The sequence below is a fragment of the Nostoc sp. FACHB-888 genome (assembly GCF_014696655.1).
Lineage (GTDB): Bacteria > Cyanobacteriota > Cyanobacteriia > Cyanobacteriales > Nostocaceae > Nostoc.
In genome coordinates, this window is sequence record NZ_JACJQM010000004.1 from 1 (window position 1) to 25,277 (window position 25,277).

At 41.3% G+C, this 25,277-nt stretch carries 29 protein-coding genes and 2 pseudogenes; 19 read left to right on the forward strand and 12 right to left on the reverse strand.

Annotated elements, in window-relative coordinates; genetic code table 11:
• Positions 1–127 (reverse strand): annotated as a pseudogene (locus H6G26_RS03820) (photosystem II q(b) protein); the annotation flags it as partial.
• 719 nt (positions 128–846) lie between these two features.
• Between H6G26_RS03820 and H6G26_RS03825 the strand changes: the two are divergent.
• The gene (locus H6G26_RS03825) at positions 847–1,218 is read left to right on the forward strand and encodes a DUF2237 domain-containing protein (RefSeq protein ID WP_190728146.1); all 372 of its coding nucleotides are present in this window, start codon (positions 847–849) and stop codon (positions 1,216–1,218) included.
• Between the two features lie 115 nt (positions 1,219–1,333).
• Here the strand turns inward: H6G26_RS03825 and H6G26_RS03830 are convergent, their stop codons facing one another.
• Positions 1,334–3,376 carry a response regulator gene (locus H6G26_RS03830; RefSeq protein WP_190727989.1) on the reverse strand — a complete coding sequence of 681 codons (2,043 nt, stop codon included), beginning with the start codon at positions 3,374–3,376 and terminating at the stop codon, positions 1,334–1,336.
• A gap of 4 nt (positions 3,377–3,380) precedes the next feature.
• A complete protein-coding gene (locus H6G26_RS03835) occupies positions 3,381–3,953 on the reverse strand; it encodes a chemotaxis protein CheB (RefSeq protein ID WP_190728147.1) in 573 nt (190 codons plus the stop codon).
• Positions 3,954–4,689: 736 nt separating this feature from the next.
• On the opposite strand from H6G26_RS03835, the gene H6G26_RS03840 reads away from it, so the two are divergent.
• The 5 genes from H6G26_RS03840 to H6G26_RS03860 all read left to right on the forward strand — a co-directional run bounded on the left by H6G26_RS03840 (position 4,690) and on the right by H6G26_RS03860 (position 9,172).
• Positions 4,690–5,190 carry a DUF2231 domain-containing protein gene (locus H6G26_RS03840; RefSeq protein WP_190727990.1) on the forward strand — a complete coding sequence of 167 codons (501 nt, stop codon included), beginning with the start codon at positions 4,690–4,692 and terminating at the stop codon, positions 5,188–5,190.
• The gene (locus H6G26_RS03845; protein ID WP_190727991.1) at positions 5,187–5,804 is read left to right on the forward strand and encodes a DUF2231 domain-containing protein; all 618 of its coding nucleotides are present in this window, start codon (positions 5,187–5,189) and stop codon (positions 5,802–5,804) included. Before H6G26_RS03840 ends, H6G26_RS03845 begins: the two co-directional genes overlap by 4 nt.
• A gap of 66 nt (positions 5,805–5,870) precedes the next feature.
• Positions 5,871–6,797 carry a cytochrome c oxidase subunit II gene (locus H6G26_RS03850; protein WP_190727992.1) on the forward strand — a complete coding sequence of 309 codons (927 nt, stop codon included), beginning with the start codon at positions 5,871–5,873 and terminating at the stop codon, positions 6,795–6,797.
• A gap of 13 nt (positions 6,798–6,810) precedes the next feature.
• Entirely contained in the window at positions 6,811–8,472 is a 1,662-nt protein-coding gene (gene ctaD / locus H6G26_RS03855) for a cytochrome c oxidase subunit I (RefSeq protein ID WP_190727993.1), read from the forward strand.
• 97 nt (positions 8,473–8,569) lie between these two features.
• On the forward strand, positions 8,570–9,172 hold the full coding sequence (locus tag H6G26_RS03860) for a heme-copper oxidase subunit III (RefSeq protein ID WP_190727994.1): 603 nt from the start codon (positions 8,570–8,572) through the stop codon (positions 9,170–9,172).
• 41 nt (positions 9,173–9,213) lie between these two features.
• Here H6G26_RS03860 and H6G26_RS03865 read toward each other — a convergent pair whose 3' ends face one another.
• From H6G26_RS03865 to H6G26_RS03880, 4 genes are all read right to left on the reverse strand, one after another.
• Positions 9,214–9,993: a hypothetical protein gene (locus H6G26_RS03865; RefSeq protein ID WP_190727995.1), complete on the reverse strand. Its 780-nt coding sequence runs from the start codon at positions 9,991–9,993 to the stop codon at positions 9,214–9,216.
• Positions 9,994–10,518: 525 nt separating this feature from the next.
• Positions 10,519–11,355, reverse strand: coding sequence for a protein-glutamate O-methyltransferase CheR (locus H6G26_RS03870; protein ID WP_190727996.1), 837 nt, complete (start codon positions 11,353–11,355; stop codon positions 10,519–10,521).
• Between the two features lie 221 nt (positions 11,356–11,576).
• Complete coding sequence (locus tag H6G26_RS03875; protein WP_190727997.1) at positions 11,577–12,113, reverse strand: hypothetical protein; 537 nt, start codon at positions 12,111–12,113, stop codon at positions 11,577–11,579.
• A gap of 249 nt (positions 12,114–12,362) precedes the next feature.
• A complete protein-coding gene (locus tag H6G26_RS03880) occupies positions 12,363–12,929 on the reverse strand; it encodes an HD domain-containing protein (RefSeq protein WP_190728148.1) in 567 nt (188 codons plus the stop codon).
• Between the two features lie 168 nt (positions 12,930–13,097).
• Here H6G26_RS03880 and H6G26_RS03885 point away from each other — a divergent pair, with 168 nt between their 5' ends.
• The 5 genes from H6G26_RS03885 (at position 13,098) to H6G26_RS03905 (ending at position 16,071) form a co-directional block, all read left to right on the forward strand.
• Positions 13,098–13,673 (forward strand): Uma2 family endonuclease, encoded by a 576-nt coding sequence (locus H6G26_RS03885; RefSeq protein ID WP_190727998.1) that lies wholly within the window; start codon positions 13,098–13,100, stop codon positions 13,671–13,673.
• Positions 13,674–14,026: 353 nt separating this feature from the next.
• Positions 14,027–14,767 (forward strand): DUF2993 domain-containing protein, encoded by a 741-nt coding sequence (locus tag H6G26_RS03890; protein ID WP_190727999.1) that lies wholly within the window; start codon positions 14,027–14,029, stop codon positions 14,765–14,767.
• Between the two features lie 37 nt (positions 14,768–14,804).
• Positions 14,805–15,356 carry a DUF2231 domain-containing protein gene (locus H6G26_RS03895; protein ID WP_190728000.1) on the forward strand — a complete coding sequence of 184 codons (552 nt, stop codon included), beginning with the start codon at positions 14,805–14,807 and terminating at the stop codon, positions 15,354–15,356.
• A gap of 93 nt (positions 15,357–15,449) precedes the next feature.
• On the forward strand, positions 15,450–15,866 hold the full coding sequence (locus tag H6G26_RS03900; protein ID WP_190728001.1) for a DUF2809 domain-containing protein: 417 nt from the start codon (positions 15,450–15,452) through the stop codon (positions 15,864–15,866).
• On the forward strand, positions 15,844–16,071 hold the full coding sequence (locus tag H6G26_RS03905) for a DUF167 domain-containing protein (protein ID WP_190728002.1): 228 nt from the start codon (positions 15,844–15,846) through the stop codon (positions 16,069–16,071). Before H6G26_RS03900 ends, H6G26_RS03905 begins: the two co-directional genes overlap by 23 nt.
• A gap of 105 nt (positions 16,072–16,176) precedes the next feature.
• Here H6G26_RS03905 and H6G26_RS03910 read toward each other — a convergent pair whose 3' ends face one another.
• Positions 16,177–16,788, reverse strand: coding sequence for a glutathione S-transferase family protein (locus tag H6G26_RS03910; protein ID WP_190728003.1), 612 nt, complete (start codon positions 16,786–16,788; stop codon positions 16,177–16,179).
• A gap of 196 nt (positions 16,789–16,984) precedes the next feature.
• Here H6G26_RS03910 and H6G26_RS03915 point away from each other — a divergent pair, with 196 nt between their 5' ends.
• The 5 genes and pseudogenes from H6G26_RS03915 to H6G26_RS03935 all read left to right on the forward strand — a co-directional run bounded on the left by H6G26_RS03915 (position 16,985) and on the right by H6G26_RS03935 (position 20,863).
• Positions 16,985–17,686 carry an SOS response-associated peptidase gene (locus tag H6G26_RS03915; protein ID WP_190728004.1) on the forward strand — a complete coding sequence of 234 codons (702 nt, stop codon included), beginning with the start codon at positions 16,985–16,987 and terminating at the stop codon, positions 17,684–17,686.
• Positions 17,687–17,776: 90 nt separating this feature from the next.
• Entirely contained in the window at positions 17,777–18,298 is a 522-nt protein-coding gene (locus H6G26_RS03920) for a photosystem I assembly protein Ycf3 (RefSeq protein WP_190728005.1), read from the forward strand.
• Positions 18,299–18,374: 76 nt separating this feature from the next.
• Positions 18,375–18,665: an Asp-tRNA(Asn)/Glu-tRNA(Gln) amidotransferase subunit GatC gene (gatC, locus tag H6G26_RS03925; RefSeq protein ID WP_190728006.1), complete on the forward strand. Its 291-nt coding sequence runs from the start codon at positions 18,375–18,377 to the stop codon at positions 18,663–18,665.
• A gap of 63 nt (positions 18,666–18,728) precedes the next feature.
• Positions 18,729–19,697: pseudogene (locus H6G26_RS03930) on the forward strand (glutathione S-transferase family protein).
• 653 nt (positions 19,698–20,350) lie between these two features.
• On the forward strand, positions 20,351–20,863 hold the full coding sequence (locus H6G26_RS03935) for a hypothetical protein (RefSeq protein ID WP_190728007.1): 513 nt from the start codon (positions 20,351–20,353) through the stop codon (positions 20,861–20,863).
• A 122-nt stretch (positions 20,864–20,985) separates the two neighbouring features.
• On the opposite strand, the gene H6G26_RS03940 is transcribed toward H6G26_RS03935, so the two are convergent.
• Positions 20,986–21,567, reverse strand: coding sequence for a thioredoxin family protein (locus tag H6G26_RS03940; protein ID WP_190728008.1), 582 nt, complete (start codon positions 21,565–21,567; stop codon positions 20,986–20,988).
• Between the two features lie 144 nt (positions 21,568–21,711).
• A complete protein-coding gene (locus H6G26_RS03945) occupies positions 21,712–21,927 on the reverse strand; it encodes a chlorophyll a/b-binding protein (RefSeq protein ID WP_190728009.1) in 216 nt (71 codons plus the stop codon).
• Positions 21,928–22,131: 204 nt separating this feature from the next.
• Here H6G26_RS03945 and thyX point away from each other — a divergent pair, with 204 nt between their 5' ends.
• The 3 genes from thyX (at position 22,132) to H6G26_RS03960 (ending at position 23,981) form a co-directional block, all read left to right on the forward strand.
• Positions 22,132–22,854 (forward strand): FAD-dependent thymidylate synthase, encoded by a 723-nt coding sequence (gene thyX, locus H6G26_RS03950; protein WP_190728010.1) that lies wholly within the window; start codon positions 22,132–22,134, stop codon positions 22,852–22,854.
• Between the two features lie 106 nt (positions 22,855–22,960).
• Positions 22,961–23,821: an Rpn family recombination-promoting nuclease/putative transposase gene (locus tag H6G26_RS03955; protein ID WP_190728011.1), complete on the forward strand. Its 861-nt coding sequence runs from the start codon at positions 22,961–22,963 to the stop codon at positions 23,819–23,821.
• A 34-nt stretch (positions 23,822–23,855) separates the two neighbouring features.
• A complete protein-coding gene (locus tag H6G26_RS03960; RefSeq protein ID WP_347242432.1) occupies positions 23,856–23,981 on the forward strand; it encodes a hypothetical protein in 126 nt (41 codons plus the stop codon).
• A 29-nt stretch (positions 23,982–24,010) separates the two neighbouring features.
• Here H6G26_RS03960 and dcd read toward each other — a convergent pair whose 3' ends face one another.
• Complete coding sequence (gene dcd, locus H6G26_RS03965; protein ID WP_199326633.1) at positions 24,011–24,580, reverse strand: dCTP deaminase; 570 nt, start codon at positions 24,578–24,580, stop codon at positions 24,011–24,013.
• Positions 24,581–24,672: 92 nt separating this feature from the next.
• Complete coding sequence (locus H6G26_RS03970; protein ID WP_190728014.1) at positions 24,673–25,209, reverse strand: P-loop NTPase family protein; 537 nt, start codon at positions 25,207–25,209, stop codon at positions 24,673–24,675.
• Positions 25,210–25,277: the final 68 nt, after the last annotated feature.

Sequence of the window (25,277 nt, forward strand, 5' to 3'; positions counted from 1 at the left end):
CTAGCAGGGTGGGGATCATTAGTACGCCGAACCAACCGATATATAAACGGTTGTTGGTGCTGGTGATCCACTCGCAAAACCGATCCCATACGTTGGCGCTTGAGCGCTGTTGTAAGGTTGCTGTCATGGTTTTATAAGTGCGGTTAGTTATTTATAAATCAGGCGGTTTTGTTTTTGCCTGTGAAACTACTTTACAATGCTTTACAATTTTTAATCAACTTTTATTGCTTCAGTAAAACTGATAGAAGTAATTAGTTTTACTTATTTAAAAGTAAACAACGAGGTCAGGGTAAGCCGAAACCTCTTTTGTATAACATCACAAGATAGTTGTAAAAATTCTGATTCTGTTGCCTACTGATCTGGGAATAATAACTTTATAGATTACTAGGAATTAGCAATTGACAAGGAGTACTAAATATGTATTAAGGTTAAAAACCATATCTTTCGTAAGGGCACAGCATTGTCTATTTGCGTAGTTTACCGCCGTAGGCATCGCAGGATAATTAAGACAAAGCCTGAAAACTTCCTATTTTAGGCAATGCATATCACGATGCATTTGTACAGTGCATAAGTCGTAATTACCACTATTCCAAAAAAATTAACCTCCAGTTAACCATTGGGGTTTTTTGTTTGGCAAAATGGCATATCTCTAAATTAGGCAGTTGCTATGGTATTTGAGTAGGATACATTCCATGCGAAAAAGTACTGACTTGCATTACCCCTGGCTAACTACCAGGGGTTTTTATTGGAACTTTTATTTAAATATTGCACCATTCTTCTCAATAGTGATTTTAAGTCAATATAAGCTTATATCGAGACCAAAAAATCAACTACAACTAATTAATGATGACAGAAGCTAAAAACGTAATCGGTGGAAACCTAGAAGTCTGCTGCACTTCTCCTATAACCGGGTTTTACCGCGACGGTTTTTGTCGCACAGGTGGTCAGGATTTCGGGTCGCACGTCGTATGTGCCGAAATGACATTAGAATTCTTGGAGTTCACCAAATTACAAGGGAACGACCTAAGCACACCTGTTCCTGATTTTAATTTTCCTGGACTGAAGCCTGGCGATCGCTGGTGTTTATGTGCTTCTCGCTGGCAAGAAGCTCTCCAAGCTGGCGTTGCTCCACCTGTTATCCTGTCTGCAACCCATGCTAGAGCTTTGGAAATGGTTTCCCTAGACGATCTGAAAAAACATGGACTAACTTCGTCTTGATTTGAAATTGGGCATTGGGAATGGGGCATGGCGCATGGGGCATTGGTCAATAATTAATAGTTATTCTTCCCCTGCTCGCCCTGCTCCCTCATCTCCCCCACTCCCTAATTCAAAATCAACTCACTGCAACTTCCACAGGTAGCTTTAATACATTGACAACCATAGCAATTAATTTAGTGGGGTCTATTGGCTTAGATAAATGCTGCTGAAACCCTGCTGAAAGTGCTTCTAAGCGGTCTTCTTCTCGCGTGTATGCTGTTAAAGCGATCGCTGGAATACATCCGCCTTTTTCTGGTTCTAAAGAGCGTAGTTTCCGAATCAGCATATAACCATTTTTCTCAGACATACCGATGTCGCTAATCAGGATATCTGGTTTTGCTTGTTCAAGTATTGCTAGGGCTTCATCAACTGATGCTACCGCAGTGGTAGAAGCCCCATACTCTTCAAACATAAAACTGAGAAAGTTACGGGTATCTGTTTCATCATCTACAACTAAAACTCTTAATCCAGTAAGGGGTGTCGATGCCACAGGGGAGGAAATTTCTTCTGTGGCTTCTCTACTCGCTCTGCTACCCCTATTGTCTTGTAAGAGTGGCAGTTTCACAGTAAAGGTTGCTCCTTCTCCTGTACCTGGACTTTGGGCAAAGATTGTACCCTTGTGCAGTTCCACTAAATGACGGACGATCGCTAATCCTAGTCCTAGCCCATTGTGCGATCGCGTTGTGGTGCTGTCTGCTTGCCGGAAACGCTCAAATACTTTGGGTAAGAACTCGGAACTGATACCAATACCGGTATCGATAACTTGAATTTGGGCGTATTTATGAGTTGTTTGTTCTTCACCACAAATTACTGACAGATTCACATCTACCCTGCCACCCTTGGGAGTGAACTTAATAGCATTAGTTAGTAAGTTCCAGACTATTTGCTGTAACCGGGCTGGATCGCCATAAACTGAACCTACCGAAGTATCTAAGGCGATATTCAGCTTTATATCTTTTGGTTCTGCTAAGGGACGCACTGCCTCTAAGGCTGCCTCCATTACCGTGATCAGATTCACCGCAGATACATTTAACCGCAGTTGACCTCGGATAATCCGGGATACATCTAAGATATCCTCAATTAGTTGCATCTGAGATGTAGCGTTGCGTTCAATCGCCTCTAAGGCGCGGGAAGTGGCTTTTTCGTCAAGTTTCTTAGAGCGGAGTATTTTTGACCAGCCCAGCATTGAGGTTAGAGGCGTGCGGAGTTCGTGCGAGAGAACGGCGAGAAACTCGTCTTTCATCCGATTTGCTGCTTCTGCTTCCTGTCTTGCCGTTTGTTCTCGAATTACTTGAGCGCGGACTTCTTCTGCTTGCTTGCGTTCAGTGATATCTTCGAGAGTGCCTACATATCCTAGCAATTCCCCTTGACCGGAAAGCATCGGTGATGAGCGAACTTGAACCCAACGGACGATACCATGAGCAGTTTGAAACCGAAACTCTTCAGAGTAATCACGACCTTGATAAATGTAGTTAGACCAACTGGCGATTGCTCGTTCTCTATCTTCTGGATGAACAGATTCTAGCCATCTCTTTTCTAAACTCTCTGTTGCTTTCAAGCCACAAATTGCCTGATACCGGGGATTAGTATACTTACATCCTCCTTCAGTATCAATTTCAAAAATCCCAACGGGTGAACAGGTACTCAGCGATCGAAATCGTTCTTCACTTTGTCTGAGTTCCGCATTCACAGCTACCAGTTGTGCTGCTTGTTGCTTGACAGCTTCTGTTTTCTTAAATAGTTCTACGAATACTGTGACTTTAGAAGTCAAAATATTGGGGTCTAATGGTTTGAGCAAGTAATCAACTGCACCCAAGGCATAGCCTTTAAAAAGCATTTGATCGCTGGTGCTAAAGGCGGTGAGAAAGATAATTGGAGTGTGACGCGATCGCCCCCGATTGCGAATCAAGGTTGCAGTTTCAAAGCCATCCATCCCTGGCATTTGCACATCCAGCAAAATCACTGCAAAGTCTTGATGTAGCAGACACCTCAAAGCTTCTTCCCCAGAAGTAGCTCTCACCAAATTCTCTCCCAGTTTTTCCAGGATTGCTTCTAGTGCTAGCAAATTTTCTAGTTTATCATCCACTAGGAGGATGTTTACTTTGGGTTCCATCTGCATGGGTTTATTTCCGTGATGAGTGACAAAGCTTGACCATTTGGGAAGCAATGTTTGAAAGTGTTAAAATCCAGTCTACAGCAACAGCAGAAATTGCTGCTTCTGGCATAACTTCGCTCTCAGCAGTTGCAGGTTCTTGTACGATAGTTAGTCCTCCCAATGATTTTATTTTCTTAAGACCTTGCATGCCATCTTGGTTTGCTCCTGTCAATATTACACCAATAACTTGCTGGCTGTAGACATCGGCTGCTGACTCAAACAGCACATCAATTGATGGTCTAGCATAAGAAACAGGTTCATCAGTAGAGAGAGCAAAGTGACCTGGTTCAACCAACAAGTGATAATCTGCTGGAGCTAGGTAGATATGTCCTGGTAATATTTCGTCTTTGTCTTCCACTTCTCGAATCGGCAACGAAGTATATTCTTGTAATAACTCCTGGAGTGTGTTGTTAGACTCCTTGTGACGGTGTTGCACGATCGCGATCGGCACTAGAAAGTCTGCTGGTAAATTACCCAGGAGAATTTTTAAGGCTGATAATCCGCCCAAAGAAGTACCAATGACCACAATTTCAAATGCCACTTGTTTTGTCCTCACACCTGTTAGTGTGACTTGATGGCTCATCAAATCCTTTCAGCATTCTCCAGTTCCACTACAGCTACTAAGGGACTTCCAAATAAAAAAATATGCCATCGCTTTTAGGGCAGGGGAGCAGGGAGCAGGGAGCAGGGGGAGGAAAAATCGTTTTGATTCCAAAAATTGGATAGTTTATTTTTTGCAGTTCCCTAACTTACCTTGACTTGCTTTTATACCCACTAACCAAAATTATATATTTTTGTCATTTCCATTACAATTAAAAATTTTATCATTGTGAAGTACTTTACATAAATAATATGATCTTTATGGTTTTTTAAATTTTAGTTAATGCCAGAATCGATACATTATAGAAATATATTTTTGCTAAATAACTAACTTTTAAAAGTTTAATTATTATTGTTTTGACAATTCATAAAAATTTACTTAAGCTAAAGGATAGGTTAAGCAAATCAACAAACGACAGCGATTTGGTTTAGCTACATCAAAAATTGCTGTTGTAGACTATTGGCGTGAGGAAATTAATCGTAACCAAAGTCGTTCCATAAAGGCAAGTTTACTAAATTTGTCTACAAAAAGCTAAGACATAATTAAGCGTATTGCGCCGCGCACATATTGAACAGATTTCGGTCAATTATCGATAGATACTTGTAGTGATGTTAGCGGGTATCCATCAATCATTAAAGTTTGACCATAGTGCGGTAGATATGTCCAGGAGAATCCAATGCTTCAGTATTTTACATCATTGAACGACCACAATTTGCCCTATCCAGATACGATTCATCCCATCGTTGTCCACTTCGTAATTGCGATGGTATTGTTTTCCTTTTTCTGCGATGTAGTTGGCTATTTTACTGGTAAATCCGGTCTTTTTGAGGTGAGTTGGTGGAATATGTTAGTTGCAACGATCGCTATTTTCGTTGCGATTATTTTTGGTCAGTTTGAAGCGGGTTTAGCACAGCCTTACAGCCTAGCTAAATCGGTACTGAATTTGCATACGCTGATTGGTTGGTCACTTTCGGGAATCATCACAGCGATTACAGCTTGGCGCTATGTAATTCGTTCCCGGAATCCGCAAAAAGTACCGATTTATTATTTGGGAGCCGGACTAGTTTTAACTTTGATAGTTGGCTTGCAAGTATATCTCGGAGATGAACTTGTTTGGGTCTATGGATTGCATACAGTGCCAGTTGTGGAAGCAGTAAAGGATGGTCTGTTGCGATGAACTCAGAATTAATTGATCAATTAAGCGGCTCTCTAGGCGCAAACGGATTACCTTACACAATTCCCATTCATCCCAACTTAGTCCATCTGACAATAGGTTTGTTCATCATTGGAATGACCTTTGATATTGTCGGTGTTCTGTTCCCCTTTGAAAAATGGGTCTTCAAATTTTTAGCAATTACTGTGGAACGTGACAACTTATTTGATGTTGGCTGGTACAACATGCTAGGTGCCAGCATCATCACATTTTTCACAGTGGCAGCAGGCTTTTACGAAATGCTGTTGGCAACACCACCAGCTGATATGAAAAGTGCCTGGGGATTACAGGCAATGGAAACTATGCTTTGGCATGGTGTGGGTGGTGTGTTCTTATTAGCGCTGATTGTTGTCTTGACCATCTGGAGAGGATGGCAGCGCTTCGTTTGGGCCAAACAAGAATATAAACAGACAGATAGAGAAGTGCAATGGATTTATCTGTTGGCAGGCATAGCAATCATGTTTATTCTGTACGTCCACGGAACACTAGGGGCGCAAATGGCTGCCGAGTTTGGCGTACACAATACAGCAGATAATTTGCTGCGATCGCACCAAGACCTCAATACAACACTCAAATAAGTCATTTGTCCTTTGTTTAAAGTTACTAACCATCGACCAATGACTAATAACCAATGACTAATGACCATGAAAATCCAGAAGATTTTAAATATTTTGACGCTGCTTACAGGCGCGATCGCAGTGACTATTACGAGTCTCTGGATCGGGAAACAGGCTTACTCCTGGCTTCCCCCCCAAGCAGCAGCCGAATCCCAATTAGTTGATGATTTGATTAGCTTCTTAGTAACCCTCGGTGCCTTCATCTTCTTGGGAGTAACGAGTACTTTAATGTATTCTGTGATCTTCCATCGGGCAGTCAAAGATGACTTCACTGATGGCCCCCCAATTCATGGCAATGTCACCTTAGAAGTTGTCTGGACAGCAATCCCAATTCTTTTGGTGTTTTGGATTGCGGGTTACAGCTACCAAGTTTACGAACAAATGGGAATTCAAGGCCCATCGGAATTAGTTCACCTGCATAATCCGTTAGCAATGCAATCGGCTCATGCAGAACCAAATGATGCACCAGCTAAGGCTTTAGCGGAACCTGTAGAAAAAATCGACGTACTAGCTAAACAGTGGGCGTGGGTTTTTCATTACCCAGAAAAAGATATTACCAGTACCGAATTGCATTTACCTAGCGATCGCCGGATACGTTTAGCGCTGAAATCACAAGACGTTCTCCACGGCTTTTATATACCTGCATTTCGCCTCAAGCAGGATATTATTCCCAACCATGCGATCGACTTTGAATTTACTCCTATCCGTCCTGGCCAATACCGATTAACCGATTCTCAATATAGCGGTACATACTTTGCGACGATGCAGGCGAATGTGGTTGTCGAATCTCCTGAAAATTATCAGCAATGGCTAGCACAAGCTGCAACCCAAAAGCCATCCCTAGCAAATAATCAAGCAGCTTCTGAGTATGCCCAAACATCCAATCAATCAGTGCAAACTGGTTGGGTTACAGTTCCACCTGCTGCACCTCCTCTAGTCAATTCACCTGGTTGAAAGGAAAGTAACCATGACTAATGTTCCTATTGAAGGTATCCTTCTCCCCGATGAGAAGCATAACCACGAATCTCCAAGTAATTGGAAAGAATACTTCAGCTTTAGTACTGACCACAAGGTAATTGGTATCCAGTATCTCGTTACCTCCTTCTTCTTCTTTCTCGTCGGCGGTATCTTTGCGATGGTGATGCGGGGAGAACTGATGACACCCGAATCAGATTTAGTAGATCGCACCATCTACAACGGTATGTTCACCATGCACGGCACTATAATGCTGTTTTTGTGGACATTTCCCTCACTGGTTGGTTTTGCCAACTATTTAGTACCCCTGATGATTGGGGCACGAGATATGGCATTTCCCCGCCTCAACGCCGTCGCCTTTTGGATGGTGCCAGTAGTCGGAATTATCATGATGGCTAGCTTCTTTGTCCCTGGTGGCCCAGCCCAAGCCGGTTGGTGGTCTTACCCGCCAGTCAGTCTTCAGAATCCCACAGGTAACTTGATTAATGGTCAAGTTCTCTGGCTCTTAGCGGTGGCAATATCCGGCGTATCCTCAATTATGGGGGCAGTCAACTTTGTCACCACCATCGTGAAGATGCGGGCCCCAGGAATGGGCTTCTTTCGGATGCCCTTGTTTGTTTGGGGAGTGTTTAGCGCCCAGATTATCCAACTATTCGGACTACCAGCATTGACAGCAGGTGCGGTGATGTTGCTACTCGACCTCACCGTTGGCACAAGCTTTTTTGACCCCAGCAAGGGCGGGAATCCAGTCATGTTCCAGCATTACTTCTGGTTCTACTCCCACCCCGCCGTTTACGTGATCATTCTGCCTGTCTTTGCGATTTTCTCAGAAATCTTCCCAGTCTATTCACGCAAACCTCTGTTTGGTTACAAAGTAGTCGCTATTTCATCCATCTTGATTGCAGGAGTAAGCGGCATTGTTTGGGTACACCACATGTACGTCAGTGGTACATCAGGCTGGATGCGGTTGCTTTTCATGCTGACGACAATGTGTGTGTCTGTCCCCACGGGAATTAAAGTATTTGCCTGGGTAGCAACTATTTGGGGCGGTAAACTGCGGCTAAATACCCCCATGCTGTTTGCCCTTGGTGGATTAATCATGTTTGTCTTCGCAGGAATCACAGGCATTATGCTTTCCTCTGTGCCTGTTGATGTCCACGTTAACAATACCTACTTTGTAGTGGGACACTTCCACTACGTCCTCTACGGCACCGTGACGATGGGCTTATTTGCTGCCATCTACCACTGGTTCCCCAAAATGACTGGGCGTATGTACTCCGAAAGCTGGGGTAAAATCCACTTCTGGTTAGCCTTCATCGGCACCAACCTCAACTTTTTGCCCATGCACCCATTAGGATTGCAAGGCATGTTACGCCGAGTCGCTTCCTACGCCCCAGAGTATCAATTTTGGAATATCATCGCTAGCCTGGGCGGATTCCTCTTAGGAATGTCCACCTTGCCCTTCATATTCAACATGGTGATTTCTTGGATGCAAGGCGAGAAAGCACCCGCTAACCCTTGGCGGGCAATCGGACTAGAGTGGTTAGTTTCTTCACCCCCCCCAGTAGAAAACTTTGAAGAAATCCCCATCATCATCTCCGAACCCTACGGCTACGGCAAATCAGAACCCTTAACATCCAACCTCCCAGAATAAACGCAAACTATCGGGAAGACGCAAAAACCCTCCGCGTCCCTCTGCGCTTCCCTTTGCGTTCCTCTGCGTTTCAAACTACCCTCAAACTAAAAGCAAAATGGACAGTTATATCAATTCCCACGAATTGCACCACACACCCGCAGAACATACCCACGACGAAGAAGGCAACAAGATGTTTGGCTTCATTGTCTTCCTCCTGTCTGAAAGCGTCATTTTCTTGAGTTTTTTCGCTGGATATGCCATCTACAAAACAACAACTCCTAACTGGCTACCAGCTGGTGTTTCTGGGCTAGAAGTAAAAGAACCGACAATCAACACGATAATTCTTGTCGCCAGTAGCTTTGTAATTTACTTAGCAGAACGCGCCCTTCAACGCCATGACTTAGTGAAATTTCGCCTATTTCTCTTGACAACAATGGCGATGGGAACTTACTTTTTGGTTGGACAGGCGATTGAATGGAACGGCCTCGATTTTGGCTTCACCACAGGGGTATTTGGTGGAACGTTTTACCTGCTAACAGGTTTCCACGGTTTGCACGTTTTCACAGGTATTCTGTTGCAGTCAATAATTTTGGTACGTTCTTTCATCCCTGGCAACTACGACACAGGCCACTTCGGCGTGAACGCGACTTCGTTGTTCTGGCACTTCGTCGATGTTATCTGGATTATTTTGTTTATCCTCATCTACGTTTGGCAGTAAATAAAAATGAGGGAGAAATTACTCCCTCTGCTTATTTCCGTTTAAACTAAATAACTCGTATTTGGCACGATCGCAAATAAGGCATACTCATACCAAGCAGTCCAAATGAAACTGCGAATCCATCGCTGGCGCTTTTCGGGACTCAATTCATATTCAAACGCGCCACTAGATACATCAATGGAAGATAGGTGAGAGTTACAACCACAGCCGTGTTGATAAGTAAAACCGTATTTAGAAGCAATACTTTGTACCTTCATTTGAATCGCAAACACCTTACCTGCATGGAGTATGGCATCCCAAGCCCGTTTATGTTCAATATCGCGCTGATCAAATCTTAAGGCGCGTTCTTCAAAAACATGATCGCGGTAAATTGGTGCTAAATGCACATGATAGAAGCTGGCAGGCAATTCATAACCAAACTCGTTGAATAAATCTATGCCAATGCGAGCGACTTTTACTTCATCAGCATACTCTGTGCCCTTTGACTCCACATCACGGAGAATTTCTGTAAAGTTTGGATAGCTGTCTTTGAGAAAGTCTTGCCCGAAAAACTCTAGAGTTTCCCATGCCAGTTGCCCAAATAGTTGGGAGAATGATGGTATCAAGTGAGCTAGTTGGGGGCGATCGCTAAACAAGTCAACATCACCATGCTGTAATTTATATAAGAACAACTGTGCCATCTCAACATAGCTCTGGGGATGGGAAAGTCCGACACTCGTGGTTCCCCTAGCAATGTCTTGCCATGTAGAAGGTAGTTGAGAAACGTGAACCGCATTTTCTCCGGCAATGACTGCAACAGGAGGACATTCGAGAAGCTGCATCGACAATCTCCTTTAAGGCTTTAATGTATAATTTACCTTAAGCGATCGCTGTATCTATCTTCTGAACATAATTAAAAATGTTTGACAGGCTGTCTTTTGACAGCGACCATAACTTTATTCATAATATTTTTTTCTAAAAAATACTTAGTGCTAATTAGAATACACTTTTAGTTATATTCTCTCTACTTTTACGGTTAAATCCACCTAAATCAACGTGAGTTTGATATCATGTCCGGTTGATTGTTTATTGAACCCGAAGAACCCCACCCCGCCAAAGCTACGCTTTGTCTCCCCTCCCGAAGAGCGGGGAGGGGTTGGGGGTGGGGTGCAATGACTATGGGAATCGTAACTAATTATGCGGACATGATATGACAGGTCACAAAGACCTCTCCCTGCTTTTGCTGTGCAAAACCTGTCCCTCTCCGACTCGGAGAGAGACAGACTTGAACTTTAGTTTAAGTCAGGGAGAGGTTTGTCGAACTCACGTTAAATTACGTTCATCTAATGGTTCAAACGGTCTAGATTTTAAGTAGCAGCTATTTTTTTGTATATTTTTTCACCTTTGACTATCTCTTCATAGTACTGCTCATACGGGGTGAACCTGATAGATTCTTGTCTTCCTAAACCCAAGATGCCAAAGTTGCCAAGGCTATTATAAAACAGTTCGTGTACTCGCTTTTGAAGTACCTGATTGAAATATATCAGGACGTTACGACAAAGGATGACATTAAATTCATTAAAAGAGCTATCAGTTGCTAAATTATGCTGGGCAAAAACAACATTTTCTCTTAAAGATGCTCGAAAAATAGCATTGTCATAAGCTGCTGTATAATATTCTGAAAAAGACTTTTTACCGCCTGCTTTTAAATAAAGCTGAGTATATTCCTGCATCATTTTCAAAGAGAAAATTCCACTTTTAGCGCTTTGTAATACCTTTTCATTAGTATCAGTGGCATATATGCGGCAACGATGATAAAGCCCTTCTTCTTGTAGTAAAATTGCCATTGAGTAAACTTCTTCACCAGTTGAGCATCCAGCGTGCCAAATGCGAATAAATGGATAGGTTTGCAAGAAAGGGATAACTTGATTTCTGAAGGCGTGATAAAAGCTGGGATCACGAAACATTGATGTTACATTCACTGTCAGAGCAAGCAAAAATCTTTCCAAATAGGCACGGTTGTGAAGTAATTGTTCTTGCAATGCAGAAACATTTGCTACCCCCTCTAATTGCATGAAGCCCTGAATGCGGCGCTTGAGTGAGGAGAGAGCATAATTGCGAAAGTCATAACCATAATACTGATAGATTCCTTCCAAGAGCAGATGTATTTCTATATCCTCCAAGGTAGGCTTGGGCAAAGTCATAGTAGGAATTAGCATATATGTTGAGCCAGTTATTTAAATGTGCTGGCAATACAACGAGGTAAGCTGTTTGAAGTTAACCAAATAAATATTCCCCAAAACACCTAATGAAGAAAAATTTAAATAAATTTTAAACTAGTAGGTTTTTTATGGCCCAAGTGAACCTTACGCCGAAAATAGCTTGCTGGCTCGATTAAATTTGATAACTGTGCTACATATGAGTTTCAATTTAACCTAGTAGCTGTTATTCCTAAAATAGCGATCGCTATTATTGAAATACCAGCAAGCAATCTAACTTGGGAGCGTAGATTTATAACCTCTTGGCTCAAATTTTCTCTCTGTGGGATGGGATATGGCTGAAGTTCTGCAACTTCAACAGCTACTTCTTGGCGTTTATTTTGGATACTTTCAAAAGTCACCTGCGTGTGTAGCCAATTAGTAATGAGTTGAGGACAGTTTTTCTTAAACCAATTTAAAGCCAAAGCTCTAAAAACTGGTTTGGACATTCGCGCAATTAATTTCATCACCCTGTTTACGGGTTTCAGGCGAAGCTTTTGGTTGATCAGATTGACTGAGCCAACATCATAGAGACAATCCAGAATTAGTTTCACAGTGGCTTCTTCACTGTTAATCAAGTTTTGCAGTAAAAGCAGAACATCGTGCATACGCTCTGCTTCAATAACTTTTTCTGTCAAGGTTTCTGGAGAACTTACTGAAGAACTTACGGTTGTATTTAAGGCGTTTTGTCTTACTATCGTCATATTAGTAACATAGCAGCCATAATAATGTAAGTATACCTGTCTATCGGGAGAAAGATTTTTTATCTAGAGAAATAATCTAAAAGCCAAAATTTTTTCGTGAGATACATGATTAGATCGTATCTGTAAAAAAAAGCTATTTCTAGTTTCCATGAAACTTTTATCTACTTTTGAATAATTGAACTAAAGCTGCAAAGTAGAACCTGCTAGATTCAATGGGAGTATCCGTTTTAGAAAATATATCTTCATTTTTTATTTAGATGCTAATACCTCAATTTGTGCAACGACTCGTTCTAAGTCGTCAATAATTATAATAGTTCCAGTCTTTCTGAAGGTATCCACAAGCGCCCGATAATACCAAAGAGTTCCTTCTTTACCCCCATGAAAACGTTCCCAAAGTGAGTCGCCCAAAACGCGATAATCTTTAAGAATAGATTGGGCGTTGTAAAGTTTATCTGCTAATGACACGAGCAGCACTGATGGGGAAGCGGTAGGAATGTGAGCAATATATGCCTCCTTGCGCTGTCGCCAAGGCGGTTTTGGAGTTGTATCAGCGTCAGTACAACCATCTACAATTGCTGTTACATTGTCACCAAAGCGGCGGCGAATTTCTTCCCGTGTTGCAGCGCCACCTTGATCTTCGATCGCATCGTGTAACAGAGCCCCGATCGCTTCATCTTCATTTGCCCCATATTCTAAAGCAATACTGGCAACACCTAATAAATGAGCAACGTAGGGAACACCTGAACCTTTACGAACTTGGTTGGCGTGCAGTTGGGTGGCGTAGGTAAGGGCTGTGATAAAGCGTTCTGAAAGCATTGTTTTGAAATAATAAAACAGCTTATAGACAGATATTGCACTGCTGCTAATGTCAATTTTATAACAAACCGCTCCAGACATAGAGAACGCAGAGCAGGAGAGGGGTACAGAAGTAATTGAATCTCAGCCTAAAATTGAGATATCTATCAAGCTTGCTATGGCATCATCATGACCAGCGAAAAAATAACGGTGCAGTCTTTGTATACTGTCACTGATGAAGAATTAATGCTGATGAGTTCGCAAAACCCAGAACTGCGGTTTGAACGCAATGCTAATGGAACGTTAGAAACTATGCCCCCAACTGGTGGAATTTCTGGTAATCGAGAAATAAAAGCGGGAGCCTACTTATTGAATTGGGTAGAAAGTCAGGATTTAGGTGAAGTATTTAGTTCAAGCACAGGTTTTAGATTAGCAAATACGGCAGTGCGATCGCCTGATGCTGCTTTTGTAGCTAAAGGACGTTTACCAGAAGGTTGGGATGAAGAAGAAGACAAATTTATTAATTTAGCACCCGACTTTGTAATTGAAATTCGTTCTAAAAATGATAGCTTGGCAAAACTCAAAGCCAAGATGGAAGAATATATTAGTAATGGTGTTCAATTAGGATGGTTAATTGATAGTAAAAATCAGCAAGCTTTTGTTTATCGCCGCGATGGTTCAATGACTCAATATCCAGCTACGGCAGTATTAAGCGGTGAAGATGTTGTGCCTGGTTTTACCTTGCCTTTAATAAAATTATTATGAAATTGACCATATTGATACAAGGATGCGCCAACCCAAAAATCTCTTTAAGACTATACTCCAAGCTTTATCCTTAAGCAAATTTTGGTGCAGCATTAATTATAAAAAGTAGCATAACGGCTAAATTATCAAGATACTATCTTTCTTTTGAGCGATATTTGACGACAAGCCGTTCTACATCTACACCTGAAAACTCCTGGGTAGAAAAGCAAAAGTTTTTATTAGATAAAATTATGTAATTCCACTTTTAGATAGACAATATTTAAATTTATATTCCATCGCCAGATAGATAAGATTTGATGATAATTTACTTAAATTAACTAAAGGATATGCTATTTATAGGAGTTAATTTAATAATGCCAGAAAGTCCTGGATTAGGAGAGCAAGCGCTCAATAAAGCCGCAGAAATAGGATTATCTAGCCAATTAGATGAAGTAGAAAGTTTAGATGTAGACATCAAAACAGACCCTTTTAAACTGGTTCAGGGACAGGTGGATTCAGTCACGATTGAAGGTGAAGGTATGGTTATGCAGAAAGACCTTCGCATGGAACAGTTTGACATGCAAATGACTAATGTTGCCATTAATCCTCTAAGTGTAGCTTTCGGCAAAATTGAACTCACTAAACCTACTGAAGCTAATGCACAGGTTGTGTTAACTGAGACTGATATTAATCGCGCCTTCAACTCAGAATATGTGCGATCGCAACTGCAAAGTCAAAAAATCCACGTTAACGGGCAACTGAGGACTATTGAACCTCAACATGTAGACTTTGGACTACCTGGCGATGGTAAAGTAGCGATAAACGCCACCATGAAAATGCTAGAAACTGGTGAAAATCAGCAAGTTGCTTTTTCCGCAGTCCCCAAGATTAGTGGCAATGGAAAAACTGTTACTTTGGAAAATGTCGAATATGGCGAAGGTGAGGAAATATCGCCAGAGTTGACAAAAGCTTTGATAGATCAAACTAGCGAAATTCTGAATTTGAGTAACTTCGATTTAGATGGAATAAGCCTGCAAGTTAACCAACTAAGAGTAGAAGTAGGCAAGCTAACCCTACAAGCTGAAGCTTATGTTGAAAAAATTCCTTCAGCTTAAAAATAAATAAGATGTTAATAAATTCAGGATACTAATAATGGAAACTACAGACACAACGCAAACAGGTTCAACACCTTTTCCAAATATTCCACCAGTTATTGAAAGTAACGACAGTGAGTATGTTGATAGCGGCGTACCTAGCACAGTTGCGATCGCAGGACATCCCCTACATCCCCTAACTGTGATCTTCCCCATTGCTTTTTTAGCCGCCGCCTTGGGAAGTGACTTCGGCTACTGGTTAACTCGTGATTTCTTTTGGGCTAGGGCTTCATTCTGGTTAATCGGACTTGGATTAGGTTTAGGCTTAATCGCAGCAGCGACCGGTCTGAGCGACTTTTTGAAAATTGAACGAGTTCGCAAGCGCACCGCCGGTTGGGTGCATTTGATACTTAATGTTTCTATCCTGGTTTTATCACTTATCAACTTTCTCCTGCGTTTGGGCGACGCTGAGTCCCGAATATTACCTTGGGGACTATTAATCTCTCTGGTTGTTGGTACACTGACTAGCGCTTCCGGCTGGTTCGGTGCTGAACTTTCCTATCGCCACAAAATCGGTGTAGTAGGCGCTGGTAGCAGAAGATATCCATAACGAAGTAATTCGTAATTAAAATCCGAAATTACGAATTATTAAGAAACAGCAGTCCAGAGGCTAAAATTTTCGTTAATCTTTAGCCTTGAGAAAATGCTCCAACATCGTAACCAAACAATATTTATTATTTTTTCTCTGCTCATCGTTGTACCGATGGGCTTTTTGTTTAAGTACTACACTGGCCCTGCCCATCAGTGGTTTAATGACTATGGAGCAGCTATATTTTACGAAATATTTTGGTGTCTGTTCGCATTTTTGTTTTTCAGAAATCAGGCGGGGATAATCCAAATTCCTATATGGGTTTTTGTCATTACCTGTATACTAGAATTCTTGCAACTTTGGCATCCGCCGCTATTAGAGGAGATTCGCGCCACCTTGATAGGTAAATTGTTACTTGGTACTACCTTTGTTTGGTGGGATTTTCCTCACTATGTATTGGGTTCTGTTTTAGGTTGGTTGTGGCTGCGACAATTACAGAAAATAGGTTATGCAAAAAAAAGTCAAGGTTAAACCTAATTCAAAACAGCAAAAAATTGAAGAACAACCTGATGGCAGTTTAACTGTGTATTTAAAATCGCCCCCAGTCGATGGTAAGGCTAATGAAGAATTAATTAAACTACTAGCAAAAAAATTTGATGTAGCCAAATCTGATATCAAAATTAAGTCAGGTTTGTCTTCTCGGCAAAAGCTGATAGAAATTGACACAAATATCTAGTTACTGCTTAGTAATATCTTCAGGGAAAATGCCTCCTCCTGAATGTGAGACGATATCCTACTCAATACATCTGCTAGCAGAGCCAAGAAACGAGAGACACAAACTTTATGCTTGTGTAATACTGATATAGCTTGGTTGAGCTTTGACTCTTTCTATCCAAGCCTGAATAGCAGGAAATTCTGTTAAATCAAACCCGCCTTCATCAGCTACATGAGTGTACGCGAACAACGCGATATCAGCAATCGTGTAACGCTCTCCTACGAAAAAAGTGTGAGAAGTTAAGTATTCTTCCATCAGGCTAAGTGCTGTATAACCTGGTTCACGTTTTTGCTTTATAGCTTCACTATATTCTTCAGTTTTACCTAAAATAGAAATCCAAAATCTTGATGTAGCAATAAAAGGTTCATGGCTATATTGTTCAAAAAATAACCATTGCAGCACCTGCGCTCGTAAAAAGCGGTCATAGGGAAAAAATTCTGTACCTTCACTCAGGTATACCAATATGGCATTTGATTCTGCCAAGTATTTCCCTGGCTCGATTTCCAGAATAGGGATCTTCCCATTGGGATTTTTACTTAAAAATTCTGGTGTTCGAGTCTCGCCTTTTAAAATGTTAAGCTCTACCCTCTCAAAAGGCATACCTAATTGTGTCAATAAAAGCCGGATCTTATAACCATTACCAGAAGGTAAAAAATCGTACAAACGAACTATTTCCATGCTAGAATACAGTTAAGAATATGTCGACAAGTAGAGGTTCAAAATACAATATCTTACCAAAATATTTTCTTAAAACCGGAAGATTTTTTTGAAGATTTAGCTTAGAAGCAATAAAGAAAATTATCTGAAAAAATAAAAAACATTATTCATTTCTAGATTGAAATATTTAATTTAGTCAGTGGTTGAGAATAAAAGTATGTGTGGAAGATTTACTCTAAATCAGTCAGCAGCAGCTTTAGCTGAGGTTTTCCATGTCGAGCCAGTTCTGGATTTAGCAGCCGGATATAACATCGCACCTACTCAAATGGTGGCAACAGTGTTACAAAATGCTGAAAGCGAAAAGCGTGAATTTAAGCAGTTGTACTGGGGATTAATTCCGTCGTGGGCGAAAGATGCAGGGATGGGGGCAAAGCTGATTAACGCTAGGGCTGAAACTGTTGCCGAAAAACCTTCTTTTCGTTCGGCTTTTAAGCATCGACGCTGTTTAGTGATAGCTGATGGCTTTTATGAGTGGCAACGGCAACAAGGCAAAAAGCAGCCATTTTATTTTCGCCTTCAAGATGGGCAACCCTTCGCCTTTGCAGGTTTGTGGGAGAAATGGCGATCGCCTGCTAACGAAGAAATAATCTCTTGTACAATTTTGACAACGGCAGCTAACGAATTGCTTCAACCTATCCACGAGCGGATGCCAGTGATTCTAGAGCCACAAGATTACGATTTATGGCTAGATTCCCAGGTGCGAACGCCCCAAACCCTACAGCAGCTATTGCGTCCCTATCCAGCGCCAGCAATGACTGCATATCCCGTTAGCACCTTAGTAAACAATTCTCGGCATAATAGTCCAGAGTGCATCATCCCGCTCAGTGAGAAGAATGCCCCCACAGATCAGTTAAATTAGCTATTGAGCGTGCTAGAGGATTGGGGAAATGAGGAAACAATGCCCCATGCCCCATGCCCCATGCCCCATGCCCCATACCCAGAGACAAATATGCCAAGAACACAAAAGAACGATAATTTTGTTGACAAGTCCTTTACAGTGATGGCGGATATCATCCTGAAGATTCTGCCAACCAACAAAAAAGCTAAAGAAGCGTTTGTTTATTATCGAGATGGCATGTCAGCCCAAGCAGAAGGGGAATATGCTGAAGCATTGGAATATTATGAAGAAGCTTTAACGCTAGAGGAAGATACCAACGATCGCGGCTATATTCTCTACAATATGGGGCTAATCTATGCCAGCAACGGCGACCACAGCAAAGCTTTAGAACTGTATCATCAAGCAGTTGAGTTAAACCCACGGATGCCCCAAGCGTTGAACAACATCGCCGTGATTTATCACTATCAAGGTGAAAAGGAGAAAGAAGCCGGAGATAACGAGGCTGGCGAAGCGCTCTTTGACCAAGCAGCAGACTATTGGATTCGAGCTATTCGCATGGCTCCCAATAACTACATCGAAGCTCAAAACTGGCTGAAAACCACCGGGCGATCGCAAATTGACGTATTCTTTTAGTCATTAGTCATTAGTTCTTTGTCATTTGCTAAGGACTAATGATCAATGATCAATAATCAATGACAAATGAAAATTTATGATTGACCAAGAACAAGTTCATAAAGTAGCTAATCTTGCTCGTTTAGAATTGACTCCAGAAGAAGAGGAACAATTCACTACCCAGTTAGGAAGTATTCTGGATTATATTCAACAGTTGGATGAACTTGATGTTAGCAATGTCCCCCCAACAACGCGGGCAATTGATGTCAGCAACATCACGCGAGAGGATGAATTGCAACCTTATCCTGAACGGGAAAAAATTCTCAACAGTGCGCCTGAACAGGAAGGCGATTTTTTCAAAGTTCCAAAAATCCTCAACGCTGAATAGTTAAAAGTCAAAAATCTAAAACTTTTGACTTTTGACTGTTGACTAATAACTAAGGAGATAATCATGGGTTTGGGAATTCTTAAGGATGGTCAGTGGGTATCTCAAAAAGATCAAGAAGACTCAGAAGGTAAATTTATCCGTCCATCAACTACTTTCCGCAACCACATTACATCTGATGATTCTAGGGGGGTGAAAGCTGAAGCGGGACGCTATCATCTTTATATTTCTTGGGCTTGCCCTTGGGCGTGTCGCACTGCCATTATCCGCCAATTGAAAGGACTCCAAGATGTTATTGGGTTATCGGTCCTTGCAGCAGAAATTGATCAAAATAGCTGGGAATTTAGTGATGAACCAGGGTGCATTCCCGATACAGTCAACGGTACTCAATATCTTTGGCAACTGTATCTGAAGGCTGACCCTAGCTATAGCGGTCGCGTGACAGTTCCAGTTTTATGGGATATCCAAAATGGGACAATTATTAATAATGAATCCCGCGAAATCATTCGAATGTTTGATACAGAATTCCATGCTTTCGCTAAACAAAATATCAACTTTTATCCAGAAAATTTACAAAAAGTAATTGACGAGACGATTGATACAATTTATCAACCAATAAATAACGGAGTTTACCGTGCTGGATTTGCTACCACTCAGTCAGCTTATGATGAAGCGGTAACGGAATTATTCACAGCTCTCGACTACTGAGAAAAAGTGTTGGGAAATCAACGTTATCTTTGCGGAAATCAAATTACTGAGGCGGACTGGTGTATGTTCACTACTCTGTTTCGTTTCGATGTAGTTTATTATGTGCATTTCAAATGCAACTTATGCAGAATTGTAGATTATCCGAATCTGTGGAACTATCTTAAAGAACTTTACCAACTGCCGGGAGTCAAAGAGACTTGCAATCTTGACCACATCAAACGGCATTATTACAGAAGCCATCCCCGAGTTAACCCAACTCGCATCGTCCCAAAAGGCCCACTGATTGATTTTGATGCACCCCACAACCGGGATAAAATTTTTGCTTGATTAATACTGCTAACCTTTAACTGTTTTGTTCGCTTGTTGCGTCATCGCTTCATGAGTATTATAACTAACTTGAGTTCGGGATAAGCTGAAACCCTCATTACACCGTTGCTTGATTCTGATATGTGTCAACGTGTTTGCGTCGTTTAAGTCAACTAACGCTGAATAAATCTTCTTTAACCTGAACTGATGTTAATTAATTTTATTCCAAATTTCTACGGTTATAACAGAAGCCGACATTAGGATACACTGGCTTTTAAATAGACCGGAAGTTCAGCAGCGACTTTGTTTGTTACTGGTGCTGACTTCCTGCCTAGTATCCTATCGCTTTTTACTGTATGAAACTTACTCCAGCCTACGGTAAGTCTCCCTGAAAAAAGTTTCTTAACATCTACAACAACTCCCACTGTTTTGAGGTTATAGCCTTAGAATATTTACAAGCTTTACTTACGAATTAGCTCTCTCTAGAGAAAGTACCGTTTTTACTGTCTAAGCTGACATTCTGCCTGTTTCTATTGGGATTTGTGTAGCTTAACAAATTAGCGGATTCATTAATATTAAGCCTGTTTTACTATTTAGTTTCTTACTTTGACCTAATTAGACAGCTAGAGTGTTCATTTCACTTTGTTCAATAGCTTTTAGCCCTTATCGCTCCCATGCTGACTCATCACCGCAAGCCCGTGTGCTTATCACTTATTTCCACTGACCTACCAATTTGGTCTGTTGTGGAAACTGCTGCGACATTGTATCAAAAAGATACTGATAGATTCCATTTGCTGCTGACTGCACCGCCCCTAATTAGCTGTGAAGTAGGGAGTGTTGTAAGTCCAGAGGAAACACTTCCCCAAAGTAAGAGCAAAACTCACGCCCCTAACAGTCCCAGAATTTTGTGGCTGGAGATTTCCCCTTACCGGGTTATCATGACTATGCAAGGTAATGCTCAAGTGAGTTACCGTCACTTTTGGGAACAGGGCGTTTATGGCATTAGTCGCTATTGGTTGCCAACTGAGTCATTGCAACCTAACAATCCTATTCGTTTACGAAATTTTACTAGTAGCCTAACTCTCAACGGACATCCTTTACCAGAACATTTGCGTCTGGAATATGAATTGTGGGCAGAAAAAGTCCAACTAGGATGCTACATACTTAATTTGGAAATTAAACACTGATATTTATGGGGAGTAGGGAGTAATGCCCCATACTTCTCTACCAGAGGCTGCGCCCGAAGCTATGCCGCAGCCTTTACGACTACGCCCAGTACAAGTGCCCCATGCCCAATCCCCAATCGGTTTCAACCAAAATAACTGGGTTGGTTTCCAGGTTTCCATTTAATATTGCAACCAACACTGGGCTTTTGGTCGCTTGTAACAGGTTTGCCCGCCAGCACTGCTTCAATGGCTGCGCGTAAATCTGCGCCTGTTACGGGTTTACCATTACTGGGGCGGCTATCATCTAATTGTCCCCGATAAACAAGTTGGCGTTGATCATCAAATACAAAAAAATCTGGTGTGCAAGCTGCTGTGTAAGCTTTTGCCGTTTCCTGGGTCTCGTCGTAGCATAAGGTAAAATTAAACCCTTGTTCTGTTGCAAATGCTTGTAACGACTCTGGCGCATCATCTGGATAATTTTTTGCATCGTTAGCGCTAATGGCAACGATCGCTAAATCACTTGTAAAATAATCTTTTCCTAACTGCACTAATTCTTGTTGAATGTGCTTTACAAATGGGCAATGCCGACAAATAAACATTACCAACAACGCTTTCTTCTCTGCAAAGGTAGAAAGTGAAGTTGCCTTTCCAGATACCACTTCCGGTAGATCAAAATCTGGTGCTTTTGTGCCTAAAGGCAACATAGTTGAAGCAGTTAAAACCATAATTTACCTGATACTTTACGCTGATAACTAACGGCTTTTGCTATCAGTATATTTTTACTCTAGCACTAAGTTTTCCATAAATTAAGAGACGGTAAATTTACCGTCTCTTACATTTGTTGAGAATTAAGTTATAAAAATTAGTTATTACAAACTTGCCAAAATACCGATGATGCCGTGTCCTGTGAATACTTCTAATGCTATCAGAGAGACAAAACCAATCATTGCTAAACGACCATTGAGCATTTCTGCATAGGGAGTGAAACCAGTGCGATCGCCTTGCTCATCTACATAAACTTTTGGCTCGATCGCAAAGTTGTTCAGTTTGCCTTGGTCGTCAATTATAGCAGTGTTTGTACGCATGGATTTTTCCCTGTCTTCTCTTTATGTAAATAACTGTAACAAGTTTATTAACATTTGTAAAGTATATTAATCTAATTGATCGAGTAAAAACCCAAGCCAAAGAAGAGATATGATGATGGATCGAGTTCAAAGCCATGTCTAAGCAACAGGCTCCACTCCTTGTTCGTAAGCACTTTCAGTCACAAATCCATTCCCCAACAGCTAATGCATCGATTTCGAGTAGAGGTTATTGCCAAAACACCAAACCCGCAGCAGGTGATTTATGCCGCGATGCACCAAGACTATACTGATGGGTTCGTGTTTGATGAGCGCGATTCTTGGCCCTCGGAGTCACAAAGCGGCGAAGTTATTGTTAAGCGACTTTTAGCGGGTGAAAGGGGACACTATGGGCCTCTAGAGCATCCCCAGATTGTTTTCAACTGTGGCTATTTTCCCCACAGTGTGATGCAGCAGGCTCGTACTCATCGTGTAGGCGTATCATTTGATGTTCAGTCTTTTAGATACACAGGCAACCAATTTATTGATGTAGTAGAAGGTAAGAAAGACATAGAAGATGTTTTTTATCTACGTCCCGTTGGTTATTACACTGATAGGCAAGGAAAAAAGTACCATTATTCGCCAGAGCAACGAGCAGCAGATTTGCAGTGGTGTCTAGAAGCAGCTAAACGATATAAAGCTGATTTTGAGGGTGGAATGTCTGAAGAACATGCAAGAGGTAAAGTCCCTTTTGATTATCGCCAGCATTTTGTAGTTAGCTTCAATTTAAGGTCTTTCTTGCATTTTTGTGACCTGAGAAATAAGAAAGATGCTCAACTTGAAATTCAAAAATTGTGTGAAATGATGTGGCCTCATTTTGAAGATTGGACACCTGCGATCGCACAATGGTATGAAAAGCAGCGTCTAGGTAAAGCCAGGCTTGCACCATAATCATACTTTGAATTAATTCATATTGAATTCTGACCGGAGGCGGAGCGTCTCCGGCTCCGCTCCTGAGTTCTGAATTATTCTTATAAAAAATTCATAAAATGCTTTCATGCGTCGAGATTCAATATTTTACAAACTGTTTCAACAGTCTCCCACTTTGCTGTTTGAACTAGTGGCAAATCCTCCGAATAATGCAGATAGTTATCGTTTTGATTCAGTCGCCATCAAAGAACCGAAATTTGAAATTGATGGAGTATTTCTACCACCTGAAAACGATGGTGCTGGAGTTGTATATTTTTGCGAGGTACAGTTCCAGAAAGATGAACAACTTTATGAGAGAGTATGGGCTGAATCTTCGTTATATTTCTACCGCAACCGTGCCAGATTTAGCGACTGGCAAGCAGTGATAATTTACCCGTCGCGCAATATCGAACAAAGTAATATTCATCCTCATCGTTCATTGCTGAACGGCGGACAAGTACATCGGGTGTATTTAGATGAATTAGGAGATATTCGTAAATTACCTATATGGGTGGCGCTGATGGTATTAACTACAGTGGATGAAGAACAAGCACCAGAAGAAGCAAGGTATTTGTTAACAAGAACCATTCAAGAAATGCTATTACCATCGAGTCGCGCCATAATTGAATTAATAACGACGATTATGGTGTACAGATTTGAACACTTAACTCAAGCGGAGGTAGAGTCTATGTTAGGAATCACGCTTAAGGAAACGCGAGTTTACCGAGAAATTAAGGAAGAAGGACGTGAGGAAGGACGGGAGGAAGGACGGGAGGAAGCAACAGCTAATCTTATTCTGCGGCAATTGACTAAGCGATTTGGGGAACTTTCTGAAGAAATACGCTCTTCAATTTCTGGTTTACCTTTGCCTGTTCTGGAAGATTTGAGTGAAGCACTGTTAGATTTTACTAGTTTGGTCGATTTACAGGTTTGGCTAGAAACGCAATGAAAGTTTAGACTATCTCAATATAGACATTATAGACATTTGCAGAGGTATGAAAATAGCACAGATGGTTATCAAACCAGTTTTATCAGTTTCCATCAAAACTATAAAAGAACTGGATATAACTTCTAGAGGTTCAGGAGGATTTGGATCAACAGGAATATGAATTAAATTGAGTTATTTAAAAACATTTTATTATACCTTTGCTAATGTAACAATCTCTAATTGATCCTGATATTTACCTTGACGGGCTTCATAACTAATAGCGCAGGGTTCGCCTTCTAAAAATAGCAATTGCACCACGCCTTCATTAGCGTAGATGCGACAGTCAGCACTAGAAGAGTTGGAAAATTCTAAAGTTAAATGGCCTCGCCATGCAGCTTCAGCAGGCGTTAGGTTTGCTATTATGCCACAACGCGCATACGTAGATTTTCCGATGCAAATTACAGTAATATTCTCAGGAACCTCTAGTTTTTCTAGAGCAACCCCAAGTCCATATGAATGAGCAGGTAAAATAAAATAACTGCCATTGACATCTGTGTGCAGTGCTGTTGGCTCCAAATTTTGGGGATTAAAGTTTTTGGGATCAACTACAGTTCCGGGAATGTGGCGAAAAATACGGAACTCAGCCGAGGAAAGGCGTATATCGTACCCATAAGAAGACAAACCGTAGCTAATTACAGGTTGAACCGCTACAGACTCATCTTTTTGTACTTTTCGGATTAAACTTGGCTCAAAGGGCGAAATCAAACCCTGTTGAGCCATTTCAGTAATCCAAATATCATTCTTAATCACAAGTTCGCTACTAACGTTAATTTAAACAGACTTGATATATTAGCATGACTTGAGTATTTTCTTTAAGGTCGATAACTCCGGCGAATTTCTGTAATTTGATCTGCTACATCCAAAATGGATTTCGGCATCTCTGGGCCTGTGAGAATGATATCGACGTGGGGAGGGCGTTTTGCTAGAAACGCTAAAACTTCCGTTTCTGGAATTAAACCAAAGTTGATCGCTAAACTTAACTCATCTAGGACAACGAGAGAATACTTACTATCACACACTACTTGTTGTGTATAATGCCACAGCTTTTGTAAAGCTTGGTTTTCCGTGTCATCTAAATGTGGTGTATCAATACAACGAGGCAAATCACAGCGAATCCAATCTAAATTTTGTCCTAGTTGTATGGGTCGATCCTGTCCTTGACGAATACCTCCTTTAAGAAACTGGACTATTAATACTGGCGTTCCTTGTCCAGCTATCCTCAGTGCTTGCGCCATAACGCTCGTAAAAAAGTTGCGATGGGAGCTAGTGAAAACTTGCACTAGCCCTTCAACTGGATACGGTAACGTTAGAGTTGAATTTATACTTGGGGTTTCTAGCTGGGCAACCATAGGGTTAAGTTCAAAAATTTACAATAAATTAGAAGTTTGTGCTGGCGGTACTTATTACAAATCTGCCT